The organism is Shewanella sp. GD03713 (assembly GCF_029843705.1).
GTDB lineage: Bacteria > Pseudomonadota > Gammaproteobacteria > Enterobacterales > Shewanellaceae > Shewanella.
On the sequence record NZ_JAOCIW010000001.1, the window covers coordinates 155,118 to 172,890 of the forward strand.

At 49.0% G+C, this 17,773-nt stretch carries 13 protein-coding genes; 4 read left to right on the forward strand and 9 right to left on the reverse strand.

Going from position 1 to position 17,773, the window contains the following annotated elements; translation table 11 throughout:
* Positions 1-527 precede the first annotated feature (527 nt).
* Positions 528-1,304 carry a hypothetical protein gene (locus N5E87_RS00730; RefSeq protein WP_279774902.1) on the reverse strand — a complete coding sequence of 259 codons (777 nt, stop codon included), beginning with the start codon at positions 1,302-1,304 and terminating at the stop codon, positions 528-530.
* 270 nt (positions 1,305-1,574) lie between these two features.
* Here N5E87_RS00730 and N5E87_RS00735 point away from each other — a divergent pair, with 270 nt between their 5' ends.
* Positions 1,575-2,342, forward strand: coding sequence for a class I SAM-dependent methyltransferase (locus N5E87_RS00735; RefSeq protein ID WP_279774903.1), 768 nt, complete (start codon positions 1,575-1,577; stop codon positions 2,340-2,342).
* Between the two features lie 24 nt (positions 2,343-2,366).
* Here the strand turns inward: N5E87_RS00735 and N5E87_RS00740 are convergent, their stop codons facing one another.
* From N5E87_RS00740 to N5E87_RS00750, 3 genes are all read right to left on the reverse strand, one after another.
* The gene (locus N5E87_RS00740) at positions 2,367-4,364 is read right to left on the reverse strand and encodes a M14 family metallopeptidase (protein WP_279774904.1); all 1,998 of its coding nucleotides are present in this window, start codon (positions 4,362-4,364) and stop codon (positions 2,367-2,369) included.
* A gap of 131 nt (positions 4,365-4,495) precedes the next feature.
* Positions 4,496-5,614 carry an FUSC family protein gene (locus N5E87_RS00745; RefSeq protein WP_279774905.1) on the reverse strand — a complete coding sequence of 373 codons (1,119 nt, stop codon included), beginning with the start codon at positions 5,612-5,614 and terminating at the stop codon, positions 4,496-4,498.
* A 263-nt stretch (positions 5,615-5,877) separates the two neighbouring features.
* Positions 5,878-7,107: a dicarboxylate/amino acid:cation symporter gene (locus tag N5E87_RS00750; RefSeq protein WP_279774906.1), complete on the reverse strand. Its 1,230-nt coding sequence runs from the start codon at positions 7,105-7,107 to the stop codon at positions 5,878-5,880.
* 399 nt (positions 7,108-7,506) lie between these two features.
* On the opposite strand from N5E87_RS00750, the gene N5E87_RS00755 reads away from it, so the two are divergent.
* Complete coding sequence (locus N5E87_RS00755; RefSeq protein WP_279774907.1) at positions 7,507-7,923, forward strand: hypothetical protein; 417 nt, start codon at positions 7,507-7,509, stop codon at positions 7,921-7,923.
* A gap of 82 nt (positions 7,924-8,005) precedes the next feature.
* On the opposite strand, the gene N5E87_RS00760 is transcribed toward N5E87_RS00755, so the two are convergent.
* Entirely contained in the window at positions 8,006-9,739 is a 1,734-nt protein-coding gene (locus N5E87_RS00760; protein WP_279774908.1) for a hypothetical protein, read from the reverse strand.
* Positions 9,740-10,145: 406 nt separating this feature from the next.
* Here N5E87_RS00760 and N5E87_RS00765 point away from each other — a divergent pair, with 406 nt between their 5' ends.
* Positions 10,146-11,609 carry an OmpA family protein gene (locus N5E87_RS00765; RefSeq protein WP_279774909.1) on the forward strand — a complete coding sequence of 488 codons (1,464 nt, stop codon included), beginning with the start codon at positions 10,146-10,148 and terminating at the stop codon, positions 11,607-11,609.
* A gap of 127 nt (positions 11,610-11,736) precedes the next feature.
* Here N5E87_RS00765 and N5E87_RS00770 read toward each other — a convergent pair whose 3' ends face one another.
* The 4 genes from N5E87_RS00770 to hslR form a co-directional block, all read right to left on the reverse strand.
* A complete protein-coding gene (locus N5E87_RS00770; RefSeq protein ID WP_279774910.1) occupies positions 11,737-13,296 on the reverse strand; it encodes an AbgT family transporter in 1,560 nt (519 codons plus the stop codon).
* Between the two features lie 247 nt (positions 13,297-13,543).
* Complete coding sequence (locus N5E87_RS00775; protein ID WP_279774912.1) at positions 13,544-15,085, reverse strand: phosphoenolpyruvate carboxykinase; 1,542 nt, start codon at positions 15,083-15,085, stop codon at positions 13,544-13,546.
* Positions 15,086-15,285: 200 nt separating this feature from the next.
* Entirely contained in the window at positions 15,286-16,146 is an 861-nt protein-coding gene (gene hslO, locus N5E87_RS00780; protein WP_279774913.1) for an Hsp33 family molecular chaperone HslO, read from the reverse strand.
* Between the two features lie 36 nt (positions 16,147-16,182).
* Positions 16,183-16,581: a ribosome-associated heat shock protein Hsp15 gene (hslR, locus tag N5E87_RS00785; protein WP_088213082.1), complete on the reverse strand. Its 399-nt coding sequence runs from the start codon at positions 16,579-16,581 to the stop codon at positions 16,183-16,185.
* A 251-nt stretch (positions 16,582-16,832) separates the two neighbouring features.
* On the opposite strand from hslR, the gene gspC reads away from it, so the two are divergent.
* Positions 16,833-17,759 carry a type II secretion system protein GspC gene (gene gspC / locus N5E87_RS00790; protein WP_279774914.1) on the forward strand — a complete coding sequence of 309 codons (927 nt, stop codon included), beginning with the start codon at positions 16,833-16,835 and terminating at the stop codon, positions 17,757-17,759.
* The last annotated feature ends 14 nt before the right edge of the window (positions 17,760-17,773 follow it).

Genomic DNA, 17,773 nt, shown 5'->3' on the forward strand with positions numbered 1-17,773 from the left:
TGAAGGGCGTTGAAGAAAATAGCGTGACGCAGACAGGATGTCTGCGTAGCTTTCGGGGGGAAGGGATGCCCCATCGGAAGCGTTAGCTATTTTCGAATAAGCACGAAGCCAGTAATTAATGCATGTAACTTCGCTAGGGGCGTCTTGGCTGCTTGTGAAAACATTAGCAAGGAGGATAGGACGAGCAGTCCTTCTTGGTCGGGTGTGGGGTTAAGCCCCACGACTTTGACTTTTTTAAACATATCAACAAACAAAATAAAGCCTTATTTATATACTCATTGCTAAATTTTGCTCCGAAAAACAAATAGGTAAAACGTTACCAAAGGCTTACCTGAATTGAGACTGAGAAAGTCTCAAACGCAAAAAAAGATGCCACTACAAGGGGTTAGTGGCATAAAGTGCATAAGAATGTCCATGGAACGGTAACGCAAAAGGGGGGGTAGAAGACTGACATTTGGTTGGGTACTGCAACATCAGTCTCTACGCCGGGAAGTTGGTTGAGCGGTAATGCTGTTAATCTAACGGGCTTAGTGTTTGCTTACTGGGCCATCGATTTTATCGAAGCTCACATCCCCTGAACCTGCCGAGAGAATGGTTAAGCCCTTAGTGTTCACCACATTGATATCGCCTGAGCCATCGTTGATGGTGACAGTGTTTTGCACATTGGCGACGTTGATTTCACCAGAGCCGTCATCGATGGTGATGCTGCCTTTAATATCATTAACTTGGATACCGCCAGAGCCATCGACAATCGCCAGATTACCGTTGACTTGGCTGACTTCAATCGCGCCAGAACCATCGTCGATACTGACATTATTGCCACCATGGATTGCCAGTTCGCCCGAGCCATCCTTGACCTTAATATCTGCAGTCATCTTGTTGATCAAAATCGCACCCGAACCATCATCAATGTCCAGCGCTAATCCGGCGGGCACTTGTAACTTAAGGTCGATATAGGGTGAGTAATTGCTAAAGCTGCTATGGGATTCAAAGTCGGCCTTAAGCTGGGCTTTGTTGGCCTTTTTCTCAAGGGTGAGAATCACTTTTCTATCGTCATTGCTATAGATATCAGCGACTAACTTAATTTGGGTCAGGCCTTCAACACCGATAATTTCAAGAGTGCCCGCACCTGTTTCGGCGACGAGCTCTTGCAAGTCTTGAGCATCGAGGTTGAGTTCACGTTGTTGGTGATCTAAGTCCGGCATGCCAGCGGCGTTCACATTGATAATGCAGCCAGTGAGTGACACGCCAACCGTAAAGAGGGCGACAAATCCGAGGGTGAATATAAAAGGGCGTAGTGACATTTTCTTCTTCCTTGTTATCGACACTCGACGACCGACTGAGTGCTGAGCTATTAGCGATAAGCTTGATATCAGTCGAGGTTGCACATCCTATGCCAATTTTAAAATTCATTAATAATCATGCAGATAAATAAAATGTGTCCGTTTGGGCGAGGGCGGACATGTCCGCTGAATGAGTGATTTTTCCCAAAGAGTGGTGAAATTAATCACTTATTCGGTTAGCGTGTGTCCAACATTCCAGCTTGATAAAAAGCGTAACCAGAAAGGACTCATATGGATTACTTAACGACCAATACAATCGCTTGGGATGCCCGCACTCGAGTGCACTTAACTTCTGATTTTTATGATGTTGAAGGCTTTTTGAGTGGCAACACATCCTTAACGGAAATCGAGCTGAGTGAGCTTGCGGTGGCGGGCAAAAGTCTACTGCATCTGCAATGTCATTTTGGTTTAGATTCCCTGTCGTGGGCGCGAATGGGCGCAAAGGTGACTGGGATCGATTTATCCGAGGTGGCGATTGCTGAGGCGCGCAAGCTGGCGCTGCAGACGGAGTTGTCCGCCGAGTTTATCTGTAGCGATGTCTACAGCGTAGCGGGCAAGGTTGAGCCGCAAGATATTGTTTTTACCTCCTATGGCGCGATTGTGTGGCTGCCTGACTTAACACTCTGGGCGCAGACCATTGCGGCGTGTTTAAAGCCCGGCGGACAGTTTTATATGGCTGAGTTTCATCCGGCGCAGCAGCTATTTGATGGGTATAGCTATTTTAATCGGGGTGAGCCAGATATTGAGCAGGAAGGGACCTATACCGAGAATGCCGGTGATGAGCAGCAGACCTTAATGTGTTGGTCCCATAGCTTGTCTGAGGTGATCAATGCCTTATTGCAGGCGGGTTTAGTGTTGGAGTTCTTCCACGAGTTTGCGTTTAGCCCCTATAACTGTTTCGAAGGGCTAGAGGCGCAAGCCGATGGCCGTTATGTACTCACACACCAAGGGCAACAGGTGCCCTTGGTGTATAGCATTAGTGCGCGTAAGCCTGCTTAATCCTTGCCGTTTTTAACGCATGGATTAACGGCTACGGTAGACCGGATACTTAAGATATTGATTATCGTAGTAAGGGCTGCGCTCATAGAACCAGCGTAAGCGTGCCTCAGGATCGGCGGCAAACTCTGGGTTTTCCAGCGCTTTGTTAAATTCCGTCTGCAGCTTAGGATCTTCCTTAAGCATCTTGGCGGCCAGCGGCTCTACGGCGTAGTCCTCAATGTATTCGGTACGGGTAAAGATAGGGTTGAAGAAGCCCCATTGCAGTAACGAGTCCGGTGATTGTGGCTCGAGCAGTAAAATCGCCAGATCGCCTAAGGGTTGATCTGTGCTGATTTTCACTGTGCCCGCGGGCAAGGTGGTGGTCAGTTTGGCTAGTGTCGAGTCGGCCTTCACTGTGAGTCGTCCCTCGAACGCCTTGGTATTAAACACCGGATTGCTCAAGCTGTATTGCTGCAATTTAAGTTCTGTTGGCTTGCTTAAACGCGTCATCCGAATGCCGTGTAGATTTAAGCGGTCGATCACTTGTGTCCACTGGGCAGGAATATAGTAAGCACTCGGGCGAGTGACTTTAATGTCGGGCACAGTTTCGGCAATCACAGGTAGGTTCGGGTACAGCTTGGGCTCGCCTGTCCAGCGCACTACCTCGGTGCCGCTAATCGGACTCTGCTCAAGCTTGTAATCTATACCTTTAAAATCCCAGCCTTTAGCCAGTGGCGCCGATTTCCACGTTAATGTGATCAGTGGCGAGGCGCGGTATTTATCCTCTTGAATCGCACTCTTTAACTTAGTCGCTTGGTCGCCAACAGTTTTCAGGGTTTGCTCTAGCATCACATAAGTGCCAAGTACGCGCTGCTTAAAGGGTTTTAAGCTATGGTTCTCAATCAAAATGGTGGGCAGATGGCGGGCATCACCATAACCATTAGAGAAGCGTGGGCTAGGGTTCCACAGTGACATGCCTTTAGTGATATCGGTATTGTCGACGGCGAAAATCAGCGGACCTGGGATATGGCCTTGGGCGGTTAATGCCGCTTCGACCGCTGGGCGGTAGCTATTTTCGAGCCAGCGGAAACTGGCGGGACTCAAGCCTTGGGCGAGGTTGTAGCCGAAGGTGATGTCGTACTGGTAATCGATACCGTCGGTGACATGCACATCGATATACAGATCCGGTTGCCACACATTGATTGCCCGCAGCATATGCTGCATTTCTAAGGTGTCGGCCTTGGCGTAGTCACGGTTCAGGTTGAGGTTATTGGCATTGGTGCGCCAGCCCATATTGACCGGACCGCGTTGATTAACGCGGTTAAATTCGCCGCTGCGCTCATGGGCATCGACGCTAAACATAGGCACAAACAGCAAGTTGGCCTTTTCGAGCAAGTCGCTCTTGTCGCCTTTGATGATATCCCGCAGTAGCATCATGCCGGCGTCTTTACCGTCGATTTCGCCCGCGTGGATCCCGGCCTGCACAAGAATCGTTGGCTTAGTGTTTTGCTTTAAACGTGCCGATTCGTTAATGCCTTCACTGCTGGCGACATACATCCAAATGTCGCGCCCTTGAGGGCTCTTACCTAGGCTGACTTTCTGTAATTTGGTGGTTTCGGCCGCCAATCGGTCGAGCCAAGTAATGGTATCGTCATAGCTTGGGCTTTCGTTGCCGTTGCTTTGCTCGAAGGGCGTCGCCCATTCGTTATCGGCGCTGAGTAACAATGACTCACTGGTACCATGCCAAGTGATGCTCGGCGGGAGAATGGCGTCATTCACAAAGGTATTGGCGCGAGTCGGTGTCGCTGTTACTGCGGCTTCGGGAATGGCTACAGCCGCGGGCGAAGCGCTGCTGTCGGCGCTGGCGTTAACCGCGTCAGTTTTAGCGGCTTCAGTATTGGCTACTTCAGCATTGGCAGCTCCAGTCGTTGTCACTTCGGGTTGTGCGACTTCGGTATTCGCGGCAACGGCTAATTGGGCGGTGAATAGTGAACCCGCCGATAAGCAGGCAATGGCGATAACGGAAGGGGAAAACAAGCGCATGAAAACAGTCCACACATCGAATTTTTATTAGGGCGGTATCTTTTCATTAAGCCCCTGCGAGTGCAAGGGCTGCCAAGGGTTTATCTTGGTTCGAGTGAGTGATTTTCGCTGCCATGCCCCGTGGTAACAGTCTATGAAGGTTTAGCGGTTTTATGTAACACGGTTTGTCCGCTATAGGCGATTTCGATAATCTCGATATCGGCGTAGAGCGCTTCGACGGCAATGGCGAGTTGATAGATAAGCCAGCCGTATCCCGTGAGGGCAAATCCCTGCGCAACTTCATTTACTAAAGGGGCCGAATTTGGCGTTTGGGCGGCCAAGCTGAGTTGTAATCTGTGCTGCAACTCTTGCTCTAGGGCGCTGGGCAGGGTCGGTAACGTGGCTGTTTTGCCCGCAACAAATTCACTCAGCCTGTGAAGATAAGCCGTAAGCTCGGCGGCGACACGGTTGATTTGGTGGTATGCCTCTTTGTCGGCCTCCTGCCAGCGACTCAAAGGTAATAGCTCGAGTAGAGTGATCAGCCGCACCTGTTTATTCACTAATTCCGCCAGCAACACTTTATGTTTTTTCAGGGTTTGGCTTTCCCACTCGAGGGAGAAAAACAGTTTCTTCTGGGTTAATACCGCCTTCATCGCCGCCTCGAGTTCGGCGCGAAAGTCTAAATCATGGTTGGCGGGAGCCTGTAGATGTTGGGTCAGCACTTTGGCCATACTGTCGATGGCATTGGCGAGCTGGCTGCGCCAGTCCTGCTTGGCCTTAATCGGGAAGATAAACAGCGACACCAGAATGGCAATAACACAACCGAGCAGAATATTCGCCGTGCGCCAGAGTGCCTCTGAGGTGTCGTGGTTCGCATCGCCCACCACGATAATAATGGTGAATCCTGCCACCAGATAGGCATAGCTGTAGCGTCCCGCCGAGATAAAGCAGATCAGCGTGACCCCTAAGATCAGCAGCCCCATAATCAGCCAATAACTGTCGATAGTGGCCACTAACATCACACCATAAGCCGACCCTAAACAGGTGCCTACCGCCCGTTGCAGGGACTTTTCAATCGCGCCGCCCACCTGTGGCAGACTCATCATAATGATCACTATGGTCACCATGCTCCAAATAAAATGCGGCGGCGACCAAATGGCGTTAATGGTGACGGCAATCAGCAGGGCGAGGCCGAGTTTAAGGGCGTGAATGGCGCGGAAATGACGATAGATAAAGTCGGCAAAAGGGCTTGCAGGGGCAAATACGGACATAATGCAACACTCCTTTGGACTGATGGTAGCCAAGCCATTATCGCAGAAAGGCACTTGGTCCGTGTGGCTTGGCGGATAAAGAAATACGAATTGCGAGGCGGCGCCGTTTGAGCTTAGACCAAGGCGTCGCCAAGATCACATAAATCTGCATTAAGTGATACAAAATCAGTGGGATAAGATGCGGTATCTCGAGGGTTTAGGTATAAAAAAGGCTTGAATAAGTAAGCCTATTCAAGCCTTGGTATATCAATGTATTTATGCTGTTAGTTCGAGTTTGGCTCTGCGGTGTACTTATCCATAATGATGGCGCAGGCGGCATCACCCGTGATGTTGAGCGCGGTGCGGATCATGTCAAACACTCGGTCGAGGGCGAATAACAGTGGTAAACCATCAATCGGAATCCCTGCAGCCAGTAGTACCGCGACCACTAAAAATGACGGACCGGGCACACCCGCTTGGCCAATGGCGCCTAAGGTAGAGGTAAAGATAATCGCGGCATAGGCGGTCATCGACAGATCGATGTTGTACATTTGCGCGAAAAACATGGCGACTAAACCATAGTAAATCGCGTTGCCGCTCATATTGATGGTGGCACCTAAAGGCAGCACAAAGGCGGTGGTAGCCTTAGAAACCTTAAGATCTTCTTCACAGGTTTCCATATTCACCGGCAGCGTGGCCATAGACGATGCTGTCGACAGTGCCATCACCTGAGGTTTTTTCATCGCAGAAATAAATTGGCGTGCCGATACCTTAGAAAACAGTTGTACCACTAAGGGGAAGAACACAAAACCGTAGATCAGAATTGCAGCCACAAACACGGCAAACAGCTTAAACACGACTTCTAAGGCATCAAAACCAAAAGTGCCGACGGAATCGGCCATCAAACCAAATACCCCAATGGGCGCAATCACCATCACACAGTTGATCATCCACACAAAGGCGTCGACGACGGTATTTAACGCCGCCATTATGGGCTTAGCGCCATCGCCTTTGACCTTGGTCAGCGCGATACCGAAAAATATACTAAACACCAGAATTTGAAGGATATTTCCGCCAGTTAGTGATTCGAACACATTGGTTGGGATCATGCCAATAAAGGTGTCCATGACTCCAGGCAGAGCGCCATGTTCGGCGGTGACTTCCATCAGGCCGCTACTGCTATGGGCGGTAAAGTCGACGCCTGCGCCCGGGGTAAACACCTTGCCCATGACTAATGCCAAGGCCACGGCAATCCCCGAGGTGACAATAAAGAAACCGAAGGTGCCGACACCAATCTTACCCGCTGAGGGGCTATCGCCTAAGCTGGCGGCGCCGCTGATGATAGACACCAGCACCAGTGGGATCACTAGCATTTTGATTAAATGGATAAAGATGGTACCCAGTGGGGCGAAGATGCTCGCACTTTCGCCCATGGTAAAACCAACCAGTGCGCCAATAATCATGGCAATAACCACTTGCACACCAATGTTGCCTAATAAACTCTTGCTCTTCATTCTTGCGAAACTCCCCAATTACCGCGGCATTTTGTGTCTTAAGACTAGTTATCTATTTACAGGCCTGCCCTCGCTTTTGGCGTAAAAGCGCAGCCCTGACACGTTTTTTGGGCGCTTAAGGTACCACAGTTGCTGTTACGGGTTTTGTGAAACATCACCAACCTTGGTCTGAAAATAACCAAAATCTAAATAACGCGACGTCTAAATGAATAATGTTTAAAAATACACGCCGTAAAATAATGTTTATTTAAATTTGATTGGTTTTTTATCCATCGAATTGATGAATTGTGATTTTGGCTTTGATGGACGCAGATGTCCTCTCGTATTCTTGGGGCGGGTTGAGTCGCGAGAACTCCCATCTGTTACTTGTATGCATCTTGGGAGTGGTGAATAGCTTCTATGACTATGCAACTTAGTGGCTCACTCGGTTTTACTATGACAACGCCATTCGAGGACATTATGAATATCAGCTCGTTTTTCGGTCAGCCCGAGTCGTTACAGCGCTGGATAAGAAAGTGCATCGAACAACCTGGGTTAAGTTATTGGCTGGTTTATCAAGATCTTGAACAAGGTGAATCCCTACAGTTGACCACGCTATTGTTCCCGATAGTGGCTGATATGAGAGACCTATCGGATGACGAAATTGATGCCTTTGAGGATGGCTTAGGCCGCAGTGACTATGGTTATCTGCTAAACACGGATCAAATAGAGGATGTGATTGACAATCTTAAGCAGCAAACAGCTCAGCCCAGTGAACAGGAACTGCTTGAAGCTATTATCTTTTACTATGAGCGAGATGCGTTTATCTGCCTCTGATGGGCTCTTTGTAGGGCGTTGCGACTTAAGTTGAGACAAGCGCCCCCGAGGAATTAACTCAGGGGCGCGGATGGAGTAAGCTTTACTTTGCTAGCGACTTAAAGTGGTTGTGCAGGGTATTGCTGAAGCTTTGGTCGTAGGTAAAGCGATATAACTGTTTATTGTCAGTCGTATCAAATGCCGTGTTTAGCTCAACTTCAGTCAGCAAGTTTGAGGTCACAAGGTAGTAGCTCGGTTGCACCATCTGGCTAGCAATCGGATCCTCCACAATTTCAGTGATAGTTAGCAGCTTGCCGCCATTTGGGCTGGTGCTAATGCTCCATTCATGTTGGCTTTCAGGCTGACCGAAGCTATCGAGAATGGTGAATTTATTCGTTGAGTCCTCAACGTAACTCTCGGGGTAAGCGAAGGGCCACAACAGTCCCACGATCAAGCTAGTAGAAAGCTCGCTCGCGGTTTCAACGCCCGTTTCATAGGTGATGGGATCTTCTTCGCGGCATAACACGTCGGCCGTTTGCTTAATATCCATGCGATATATTTGCGCAGGCCAGCTGAGTGACGCCAGTTTAAGATCGCTCGGGAGGTTTGCCAGCAAATCCTGCCAGTCAGCGGCCGTGTTCTGATACTTATGGAAATTCATTTCGACAGGGACTTCAGTGCCAGCATAAACGGTTTTTAATTGATTGCCTTCAATCACAGGTTCTTTAAGGACATACCCTTGGTCGTTACGCGAGGCATTGATCCATTTTTTCATTGGCTCATTCCAGCATTCGGTAGGGACTTCCTCTCCCGACGTGTTGTCGAAGATCATCACAGCGTCACCTGAAAATACCCCTGTAAGAGTTTGGTCAGCAGTACCATAATCTAAGCTGACAAAGTGGCTGTTGCGAACGGTGGCGATATTGAGCACATGAGATGCGTCGGTTTGATTGAGCATGCTGCTAAACACTGTATCCCAGTCAGTGCTGTTCATCGTCTTGTCATCAACCGGCGCTTCCATATAACCGAAGGATACTAAGGTGCTCTCCACCTTATTGGTGACGGCAACGGGATTAGTTTGCAGATAAGCCTCAGTGCCAAAACCATACCCTAGGATTAAATTCTCGAAGGCTTCAAATGCGGCGATTAACACTTCGATGGCTGCCAAAATTTCCACTGTGCGCTCATTAGTGAGATTTAGCAGATAATCGTGTAACAGCAGGGTGTCGAGAAATGTGGGTTGCAGGGTGATTTCGGGCGAAAGACTAAATAAATCGGCTTCGACTTGTTTAAATCCAGTGGCGTATAAGGATTTGAGTTTGGCGCGGAACTCAATCACTTGCTGTGGCGTTAAGTCGGCCTCAATCATCTTGCGATAGCGTGAAAACTCAATATTGGTCAGCGCGTTGATATGACCCGCATGATCGGGCAGGGCAACGATATTCATGCCGCCTGTGGTGGCGTTGGTGTTAGCTGCGGCGGAGCTCATCGCCAATGCTGAGCGTGCAGATGACGCCGCGTTATCAATCCAATTGGCCAACAGGTAATAGTTAGGTTTTTCGGTCTCGCTTTTCCAATCGATTTGATACTTACCGTCAGTGCCCGTAGTGGTGCTCGGTTCACCCTCTGAGCAGCTTAAGTCTTGGTTGAGATCGACGCACACGTTGGCCCCGGCGATAGCGCCGATATAAGTGACCTGACCCGTGACTTTATGTGCGTATTCTGTGGGTGGCGTCGGCTCTGGCGTCGTGGTGGTGTCATCTTTATCGTCTGAGCCAGAACATGCCGTCAGCAAACTGGTGGCGATCAGCAAAGAGAGCAGTTTAGGTTTAAACATCTTGTGTCCTTACATTAATGCGGCAATTTCCATTGCACTAAGTTAGCGTGGAGTCATCTGATAACGTCGAGTATTCAGCGTGTTGCAGTGTTATTCGTGGCCAAGCCAAATAGCATGAGCCTAGGTGACTAAGAAGGGAGTGAGTATCGGTCTGGGTGGATAAAAATCGACGCCGCTTGTGATAAAACATGCGGCTTGATGTGAAATCCCTTTCACGACAACGTTTGGCATCCTTCCGGTCAAAATGCGGCTGTTTTTAAATCAGTCTGCATTTTCGGTAGCTATTTTTGCCTGTACAACCCATCGCCTCAATCACGCTAAAGTATTAACTTATTTCATATTTGTTATTGCGCAATCCGTTTAGTGTTACTTTTCGCAGCAGTATTTCTATGGAGGGTAAATATTGATGCGTGTTTCTAAGCGGAGTTATTTAGTGGGGTTATTGGCTATGTCGACGAGCTTAATGCCTTTGTCGTTAATGGCGGCGGATGAGGGGTTATTTACGCCTTTTCCTACGGCGAAATTAAAGGATGAATTGACGCGCCATTATGCCGAATATCCCTTTATTATCAGCGCGGGTGAACAAAGGTCTGACTATCGTTTTAAGCCCATCTTCGGTCAGGTCCATCAGCAAAAATATAAATTAGCGCCTGAATATAGCCCTGCGCATATTCTCGACAATTACCGTGAGCAGATTAAAAAGCTTGGTGGCGAAGTCCTATTCGAGTGTCTGCTTGAGGCTTGTGGTGATTCTCGCTTATTACGAGAGAAAATTGCGCTGTTGGATGGCGTTATTGGTGTTGAAAGTGGTTACTTGTTTGCTCGAGCGAAGAATGAGCAAAAAGAGTTTTATACCGCCATACAAGCAGCAGTTATGGATGATTCTGCGAGTCTTCATATTACGACGCTCGAGGTGATCCCCGAGCCGTTAGATTTAGTCACAGTTAATGCTGCATTTTTACAGCAGGCGCCTAAGCAAATCGAGTTTAAAGATAATCAAAAGAAGGATACCAACGGCGCTGAGGATCATCCGCTTATCAGCCGCCTAAAGGGAAGTTATATCCAGGACTTTAAACGCCAAGGCTTTGCCAGCACAGTATTTGTGTCTTCAATGGATGCAAGCAATAAGCCTGTGCTGGTGGAGCATGCGGGTAAGTTGACTCAAAATGGCTATTCAATACCAAAGGAATATTCGGGTTACGAGGTGTTCACTAACTACAAGGTGGCGTTGACTAAACTCGGATTCGAGACGCAATTTGAGTGTCAGGGAAAGGCCTGTGGTAGGGAAGATAGGTTTATCAAAGCCATCGATTCTCTAGCGAATATTGGTAACGAAGACAGCCAGTTTTATGCTTGGTATACCTTAACGCGCCCCGAGGGGAATGTGCATGTGAGCACTTATACCATTGGTTATATCGGCGGGTTATGGACCGACCTGCGGGTGATAGAGGAGACTGAGCTTAAGGATGATCGCGTGGGGATAAATCTTGAGGCGCTAACCGACCAAATCGAAGCCAAGGGGCATGTTGCCTTAGAAGGGCTGTTATTTGAGTTCGATAGCGACAAGTTGTTGCCCGAGGCGCAGCCCGTTGTCGAGGTGCTTGCGAGTTACTTAAAGGCAAATCCTAAACGTGCATTTTATGTGGTGGGTCATACCGATGACAAAGGTAATCAAGCCTATAACCAAGGTCTATCCCAGCGCCGCGCGGTGGCGATTGTGAAGTTATTGACCACGAGTCATGGTATTCAAACTCAACAATTGGAAGCCGTAGGCATAGGTGAACATGCTCCCGTTGCTAGCAACAGTGATGAGGCGGGGCAGCAGCAGAATCGCCGTGTCGAGTTAGTATTGAGATCGGATACGAAGTAAGCCCTATCTTTTGATTCAATTGATATAAAAATGGCATCAGCTCTTGTCGAGTTGGCGCCATTTTTGTTTATCTGCGATAGCTCAGCGGACGTCTCTGCCAAGCGATATTCATACTAAGGCTAAGATACTAAGATAGTGCCGGGAAGGAGAGTGAACTGCCAATTCCTAATGGCAGACCTAAGGCCCAGTAAGCGAGTAAGAAACCGCTCCAAAGCAGCAGAAAACTGATTGAAAACGGCAACATCAGCGCCACTAAGGTGCCAATGCCTGATTCCTTAACGTATTTTTGGCAAAACACCACAATCAACGGAAAATAAGGCATCAGCGGGGTGATGATATTGGTCGATGAGTCGCCAACGCGGTAAGCGGCTTGAGTCAAATCGGGCGATACGCCCAGCTCCATTAACATCGGCACCATGATGGCTCCAATCAAGGCCCATTTGGCCGATGCCGAGCCGACTAATAGATTGACGAACGCGGTGAGAAACACAATCCCGACTAATGTTACGCCCATAGGAAGGGCCAATTCTTTCAACGCTAACGCGCCTTTAATCGCCATTAATGCGCCTAAATTGGATTGACCAAAGGCATAAATAAACTGAGCGCAGAAGAAGGCCATGACGATGTAATAACCCATGCCGCTCATGGACTTACTCATGCCTTGAATAATGGCTCTGTGGTTATTCGCCGTGCCCGCAACATAGCCATAAACTATGCCAGGCACGAGGAAGAACACAAAAATAATCGCCACAATGGAGCGCATTAAGGGAGCCGAGGCACTGGTTAGCGCGCCATCGGTACCACGCCAGGCAGAGTTGTCACCATAGGCGGTAAACACTAGCCCTAAGGCACATAACAACATGGCGCCCATCGCGAATTTGAGACCACGGCGCTCATGGGGCGCCAGCTCATCAAGCGTTGGCAGCGTGCTGGGATTGCCATTCACCGTGGTACTTTTTAGGCGCGGCTCAATCACTTTATCCGTTAAGAACCAGCCAACTAAGATAATTAACACGGCTGAAGCCGACGTAAAGAAGATATTATTTAGTGGGTTAATCGTTAATGTGGCAGCCGCTGGGTCGGCGGATAATCTTGCCGCGGCCTGAGTTAAGCCTGCTAACATAGGGTCAAGGCTCGATGGCACACCCACGGTCGCAGAAAAACCGCCGGATACGCCAGCAAAAGCGGCGGCAATACCGGCTAGGGGATGACGACCCGCGGCATAGAATATCACCGCGCCGAGTGGGATAACCAGTACATAACCCGCATCAACCGCGACATGGCTCAGGATTCCCACGGCGATCAATACCGGAGTGAGTAACATCTTGGGGGTCACCGATAAAATCGAGCGCAGGCCAGCATTAATAAAGCCAGTATGCTCAGCCACGCCAAGCCCCAGCATAGCAACGAGCACGACACCGAGCGGTGGAAAAGTCACAAAAGTGGTGACTATGTTCGAGGTAAATGCCGTCAGTGCGCCACCTTCGAGCATATTCACGACTTGAATGGGGTTGCCAGTACGAGGGTCGATTTCATCAAAACTGACACCCGATAATCCCCAAGAGATCAGCCAGACTAGGCCCAGAAACATCGCAAATAACACCGCCGGATCGGGCAGTTTATTGCCGACGACTTCGACGCCATTGAGAAATCGCTGGAATCCAGTGACAGGTTTATGGTTTTCCATTTGGGTGCCGCTTCCTAAAAATGATGATTGTTATCTGTGATTATAAAAACGCAGCATTAATTTAAGCTTGGTTTAACTAATCGATAAGAAATAAAACACATAAAAATCTATCGCAGTGACTTTAGTGCGGCTGGTTCTTAGCCATAAAATCAACAGGCAAATAAAAAGCGCGGATTCATCGCTGAACCCGCGCTTTTTTACTCAACAATGTATTTGATTACATTATCTAAATGAGTCCGCTACCCGCTTATGCCTTTGGGCCTGCGTTACGGATGGCATCTGACACTTGGTACTTAGCGAAGTTCTTAGTGAAGGCTTCGGCCAGTTTTTGGGCGTATTCGGCGTAGAGTGCCTTATCGCTCCAAGTGTTCACTGGGTTGAGTAGGTTAGTGTCTACACCGGGTACCGCGACAGGCACGGCCAGATTCAGCGTTTCTAAGTGTACGGTTTCGACGTTTTTCAGCTCACCGCTGACAATCGCATCGACAATGGCGCGGGTCGTTGGGATGTCGAAACGTTTACCAATACCGTGTGGGCCGCCAGTCCAGCCAGTGTTAACTAAGTACACTTGGCTACCGAATGACTCGATACGCTTCATCAGCAGCTCAGCATATACGCCCGCAGGACGTGGGAAGAAAGGCGCGCCGAAGCAAGTAGAGAAGGTAGACTGAATCGCCGAGGTTGAACCGATTTCAGTCGAACCGACTTTAGCGGTGTAACCAGAGAGGAAGTGGTAAGCCGCTTGCTCTTTGCTCAGGATAGAAACCGGTGGCAATACGCCAGACACGTCGCAGGTTAAGAACACCACTGCGTGCGGCTCGGCGCCACGGTTGTCTTCTTTACGCTGAGCGATATGCTCGAGTGGGTAAGCCGCACGGGTGTTTTCCGTCAGGCTGCTGTCTTTGTAGTTAGGTACGCGGTGTTCGTCCATGACCACGTTTTCCAGCACAGTACCGAAGCGAATCGCATCCCAAATCACTGGCTCGTTCTTTTGGCTCAGGTCGATACACTTGGCGTAGCAGCCGCCTTCGATGTTGAATACGCCGCCTGGTGCCCAGCCGTGCTCATCGTCACCGATCAGGAAGCGTTTTGGATCCGCAGACAGGGTGGTTTTACCCGTGCCTGACAGACCGAAGAATAGGGTAGTGTCGCCGTGTTTACCTACGTTAGCCGAGCAGTGCATTGGCAATACGCCTTGGGCTGGCAGCAGGAAGTTTTGTACAGAGAACATCGACTTCTTCATTTCGCCAGCGTATTTCAGGCCCGCTAGCAACACTTTGCGCTCGGCAAAGTTTAAGATCACCGCCGCATCTGAATTGGTACCATCACGCTCAGGAACACAGACGAAGTCTGGCGCGTTGATGATTTGCCATACAGGCTTGTCTTGACGGTTAAATTCTTCTGGGATGATAAAAAGGTTGCGGGCGAACAGTTGGTGCCAAGCGTATTGAGTCGTCACGCGCACTGGTTGGTAATGTTCTGGATCTGCACCGACTTCGAGGTCAGATACAAACAACTCTTTATCGGCGAGGAATGCTTCTACGCGCGCCCATAATCCTTCAAAAGCACCGGGTTCAAATGCTTGGTTGACGGGTCCCCATTCGATGTCAGCCGCTGAACTGTCTTCTTTTACGATAAAACGATCGCCAGGAGAGCGACCGGTGCGGGTACCGGTTTTAGCGACCAGTGCGCCGTTTGCAGTCAATTCACCTTCGCCGCGTAGCAGGGCAAATTCGACCAGTTGTGCTGTTGAGGGGTTGTAATGAACGCGGTTTAATCCATCCGCCATAGTGAGGTCTCCATTGACTTGTATTTGTAAGGTTATTTTTTTATCGATCGTCTGCCGATTTGTTTTTATTTATCGCCCGAGGCGTGCTAGGGGACAAAGTGTGCCGATTGTATCCTATCCGCGGGTAAAGTGTGAGCTGGATCATTGAGGCGGTACAAAAAAGGGCACCCTAAGGTGCCCTTTTAACAGTCAATTTTGACTTACTGCTGGGTATTTGAAGCTGTGCCGTTGGCATAAATAGCTGCGATATCAATACCATCGAATACGTATTTGGCATTGCAGTACTCACAACCCATTTCGACCTTACCGTCTTCGGCCAGAATGGCTTCGACTTCGGCTTGATCAATGGTTTTGATCGCGGCTGCGCTGCGCTCACGTGAGCAAGTGCATTTGAAGCTGACTTCGATAGGATCGAACAGACGCACTTCTTCTTGGTGATATAAGCGATGCAATACGTCCTGCGCATCTAAGGTGAATAACTCTTCTGCCTTGATGGTCGCAGTTAGCTGACATAAATGCTCGAAGTCGGCATTGTGGTCTTCTTGGCTTGGCAATACTTGCAGGAACATACCCGCAGCTTGCTTACCGTCGGCGAATAACCAGAGTGCGGTAGGTAATTGCTCTGACTGGTTAAAGTAGTCTTCGACACAGGCGGCTAAGGTTGGCTTGTCGAGGGCGACCACGCCTTGGTAACGCTCGCCTTCATCCGGCGTCAGGGTGATAACCATATAACCTTGGCCAAATAGATCGGCGAGGCTAGCATCATCGGCTAAGTCGCCTTCCCAGCGGGCAATACCGCGTAATTGCTGCTGGTTATTGCCATTGATCACCGCCAGTGATACTGGGCCGTTACCCTGCAGCTGCACGCTGATATCGCCACTGAATTTTAAGGTGGCAGTTAACAGAGACGTCGCTGCCAGCAATTCACCCAGCAGGATTTGCAACACGGGTGGGTAAGCGTGTGAGCCAATCACCTGTTGATAGCTGTCTTGTAACTGTACGAGTTCACCACGCACATCGGCATTGTCGAACAGGTAGCGGTTTAAAATATCTTGTATCATCTTGTATCTCGCTGTTAGGTAACTTTTACGTAATTCTTAGCATTCTTTAAAACGGATAAGTTGGCGTCGTTGCTTTTTATCCGGTTTATGGTCGGGCGCAGGATTATTGAGAATATTCAATCGTCTTGCTTCGGCGTTTACCGCACGCTTGGCTATACTGGCGGCCGTTTCTTCGTACAATTCCTGCGCAATCGATGCACTTTGGCGCATTTCAGATAATTTTTTTATGACGATCTCTTTATCGTCATATCCCTGTCGTATCTTAAGGACGGCACCTATCTCGGCATTCTTACTAGATTTGGTGCGAGCACCGTTGTAATGTACTTTGCCGCCGTTGATCATTTCTTTGGCAATGGCACGGGTTTTATAAAAACGTGCGGCCCATAACCACTTATCGAGTCGAACGCTGCCACTGTCGCTTACACTTTGCGTCATAGTGTCTCCAAGATAAAAGATCGATGAGTTCACATGCTGAACAATAAAATGCCTAAGCCGCATTGCTATTATGTTAAAGGGTGGTGCGCTTCACACCCTTTTGAGGCGGGCAAAGTTAGCATAAATGGCGAATTTTCGCCAATTGCAATACTGTTATGGGGTTGTTGCCAAATGCGGCCTAGGTTAGCATGTGGCGAACATGATAATTTTTATAATCAGAACAGAGACCTGTATTGAGGGTCCACATAAATATGGATTTATTAGATAACGTTATCGCAAAAGCTGCAGGTATTCCGCATAAGCCGTTGAGTCAGGTTGTTTTCTGGCTTGGTTTTATTCTGAGTTTACTCTTAGCCGCGCAAATTACATGGAAACTCGTGCCTACCACCTCTTCTCCTACAGCATGGTCTCCCACTGCGGTGACCACGGCGGGTAAAGGGGCTGGGCAAATTGATCTGGCAGGATTACAGCAACTCGCACTTTTCGGCAAAGCCGACGCCAAGGCGGATAAACCTAAAGTCGAAGTGGTCGAAACCGTAACCGATGCGCCAAAGACTTCCCTTTCTATTCAACTGACGGGGGTGGTGGCATCCACCGCTGACCAAAAAGGTCTGGCGATTATTGAATCCAGTGGTAGCCAAGAAACCTACAGCCTAGGCGATAAGATCAAAGGCACTTCGGCTTCGTTAAAAGAAGTCTATGCAGACCGGATTATCATTACCAATGCGGGTCGCTATGAAACCTTGATGCTTGATGGTTTGGTTTACACCAGTCAAAGCCCAGCGAATCAACAATTACAAAAGGCCAAGAGCGGAAAAGCTGAAGTCGTTAGCCGCGTGGATCAGCGCAAAAATGCTGAAATTTCCCAAGAGCTGGCCGAATCCCGCAGCGAACTCTTAGCCGACCCCAGCAAAATCACCGATTACATCGCGATTTCTCCCGTAAGACAGGGCGAAAGCGTCGTGGGCTACCGTTTAAACCCGGGTAAAGATGTGAACCTCTTTAAGCAAGCGGGCTTTAAACCCAATGACCTTGCTAAATCGATTAATGGATACGACCTGACTGTGATGAGTCAGGCGTTAGAAATGATGAGCCAATTGCCTGAATTGACTGAAGTTTCCATCATGGTGGAGCGGGAAGGACAATTGGTTGAAATCATGTTTAGTTTGCCGCAATAACACGCGTTAGAGGA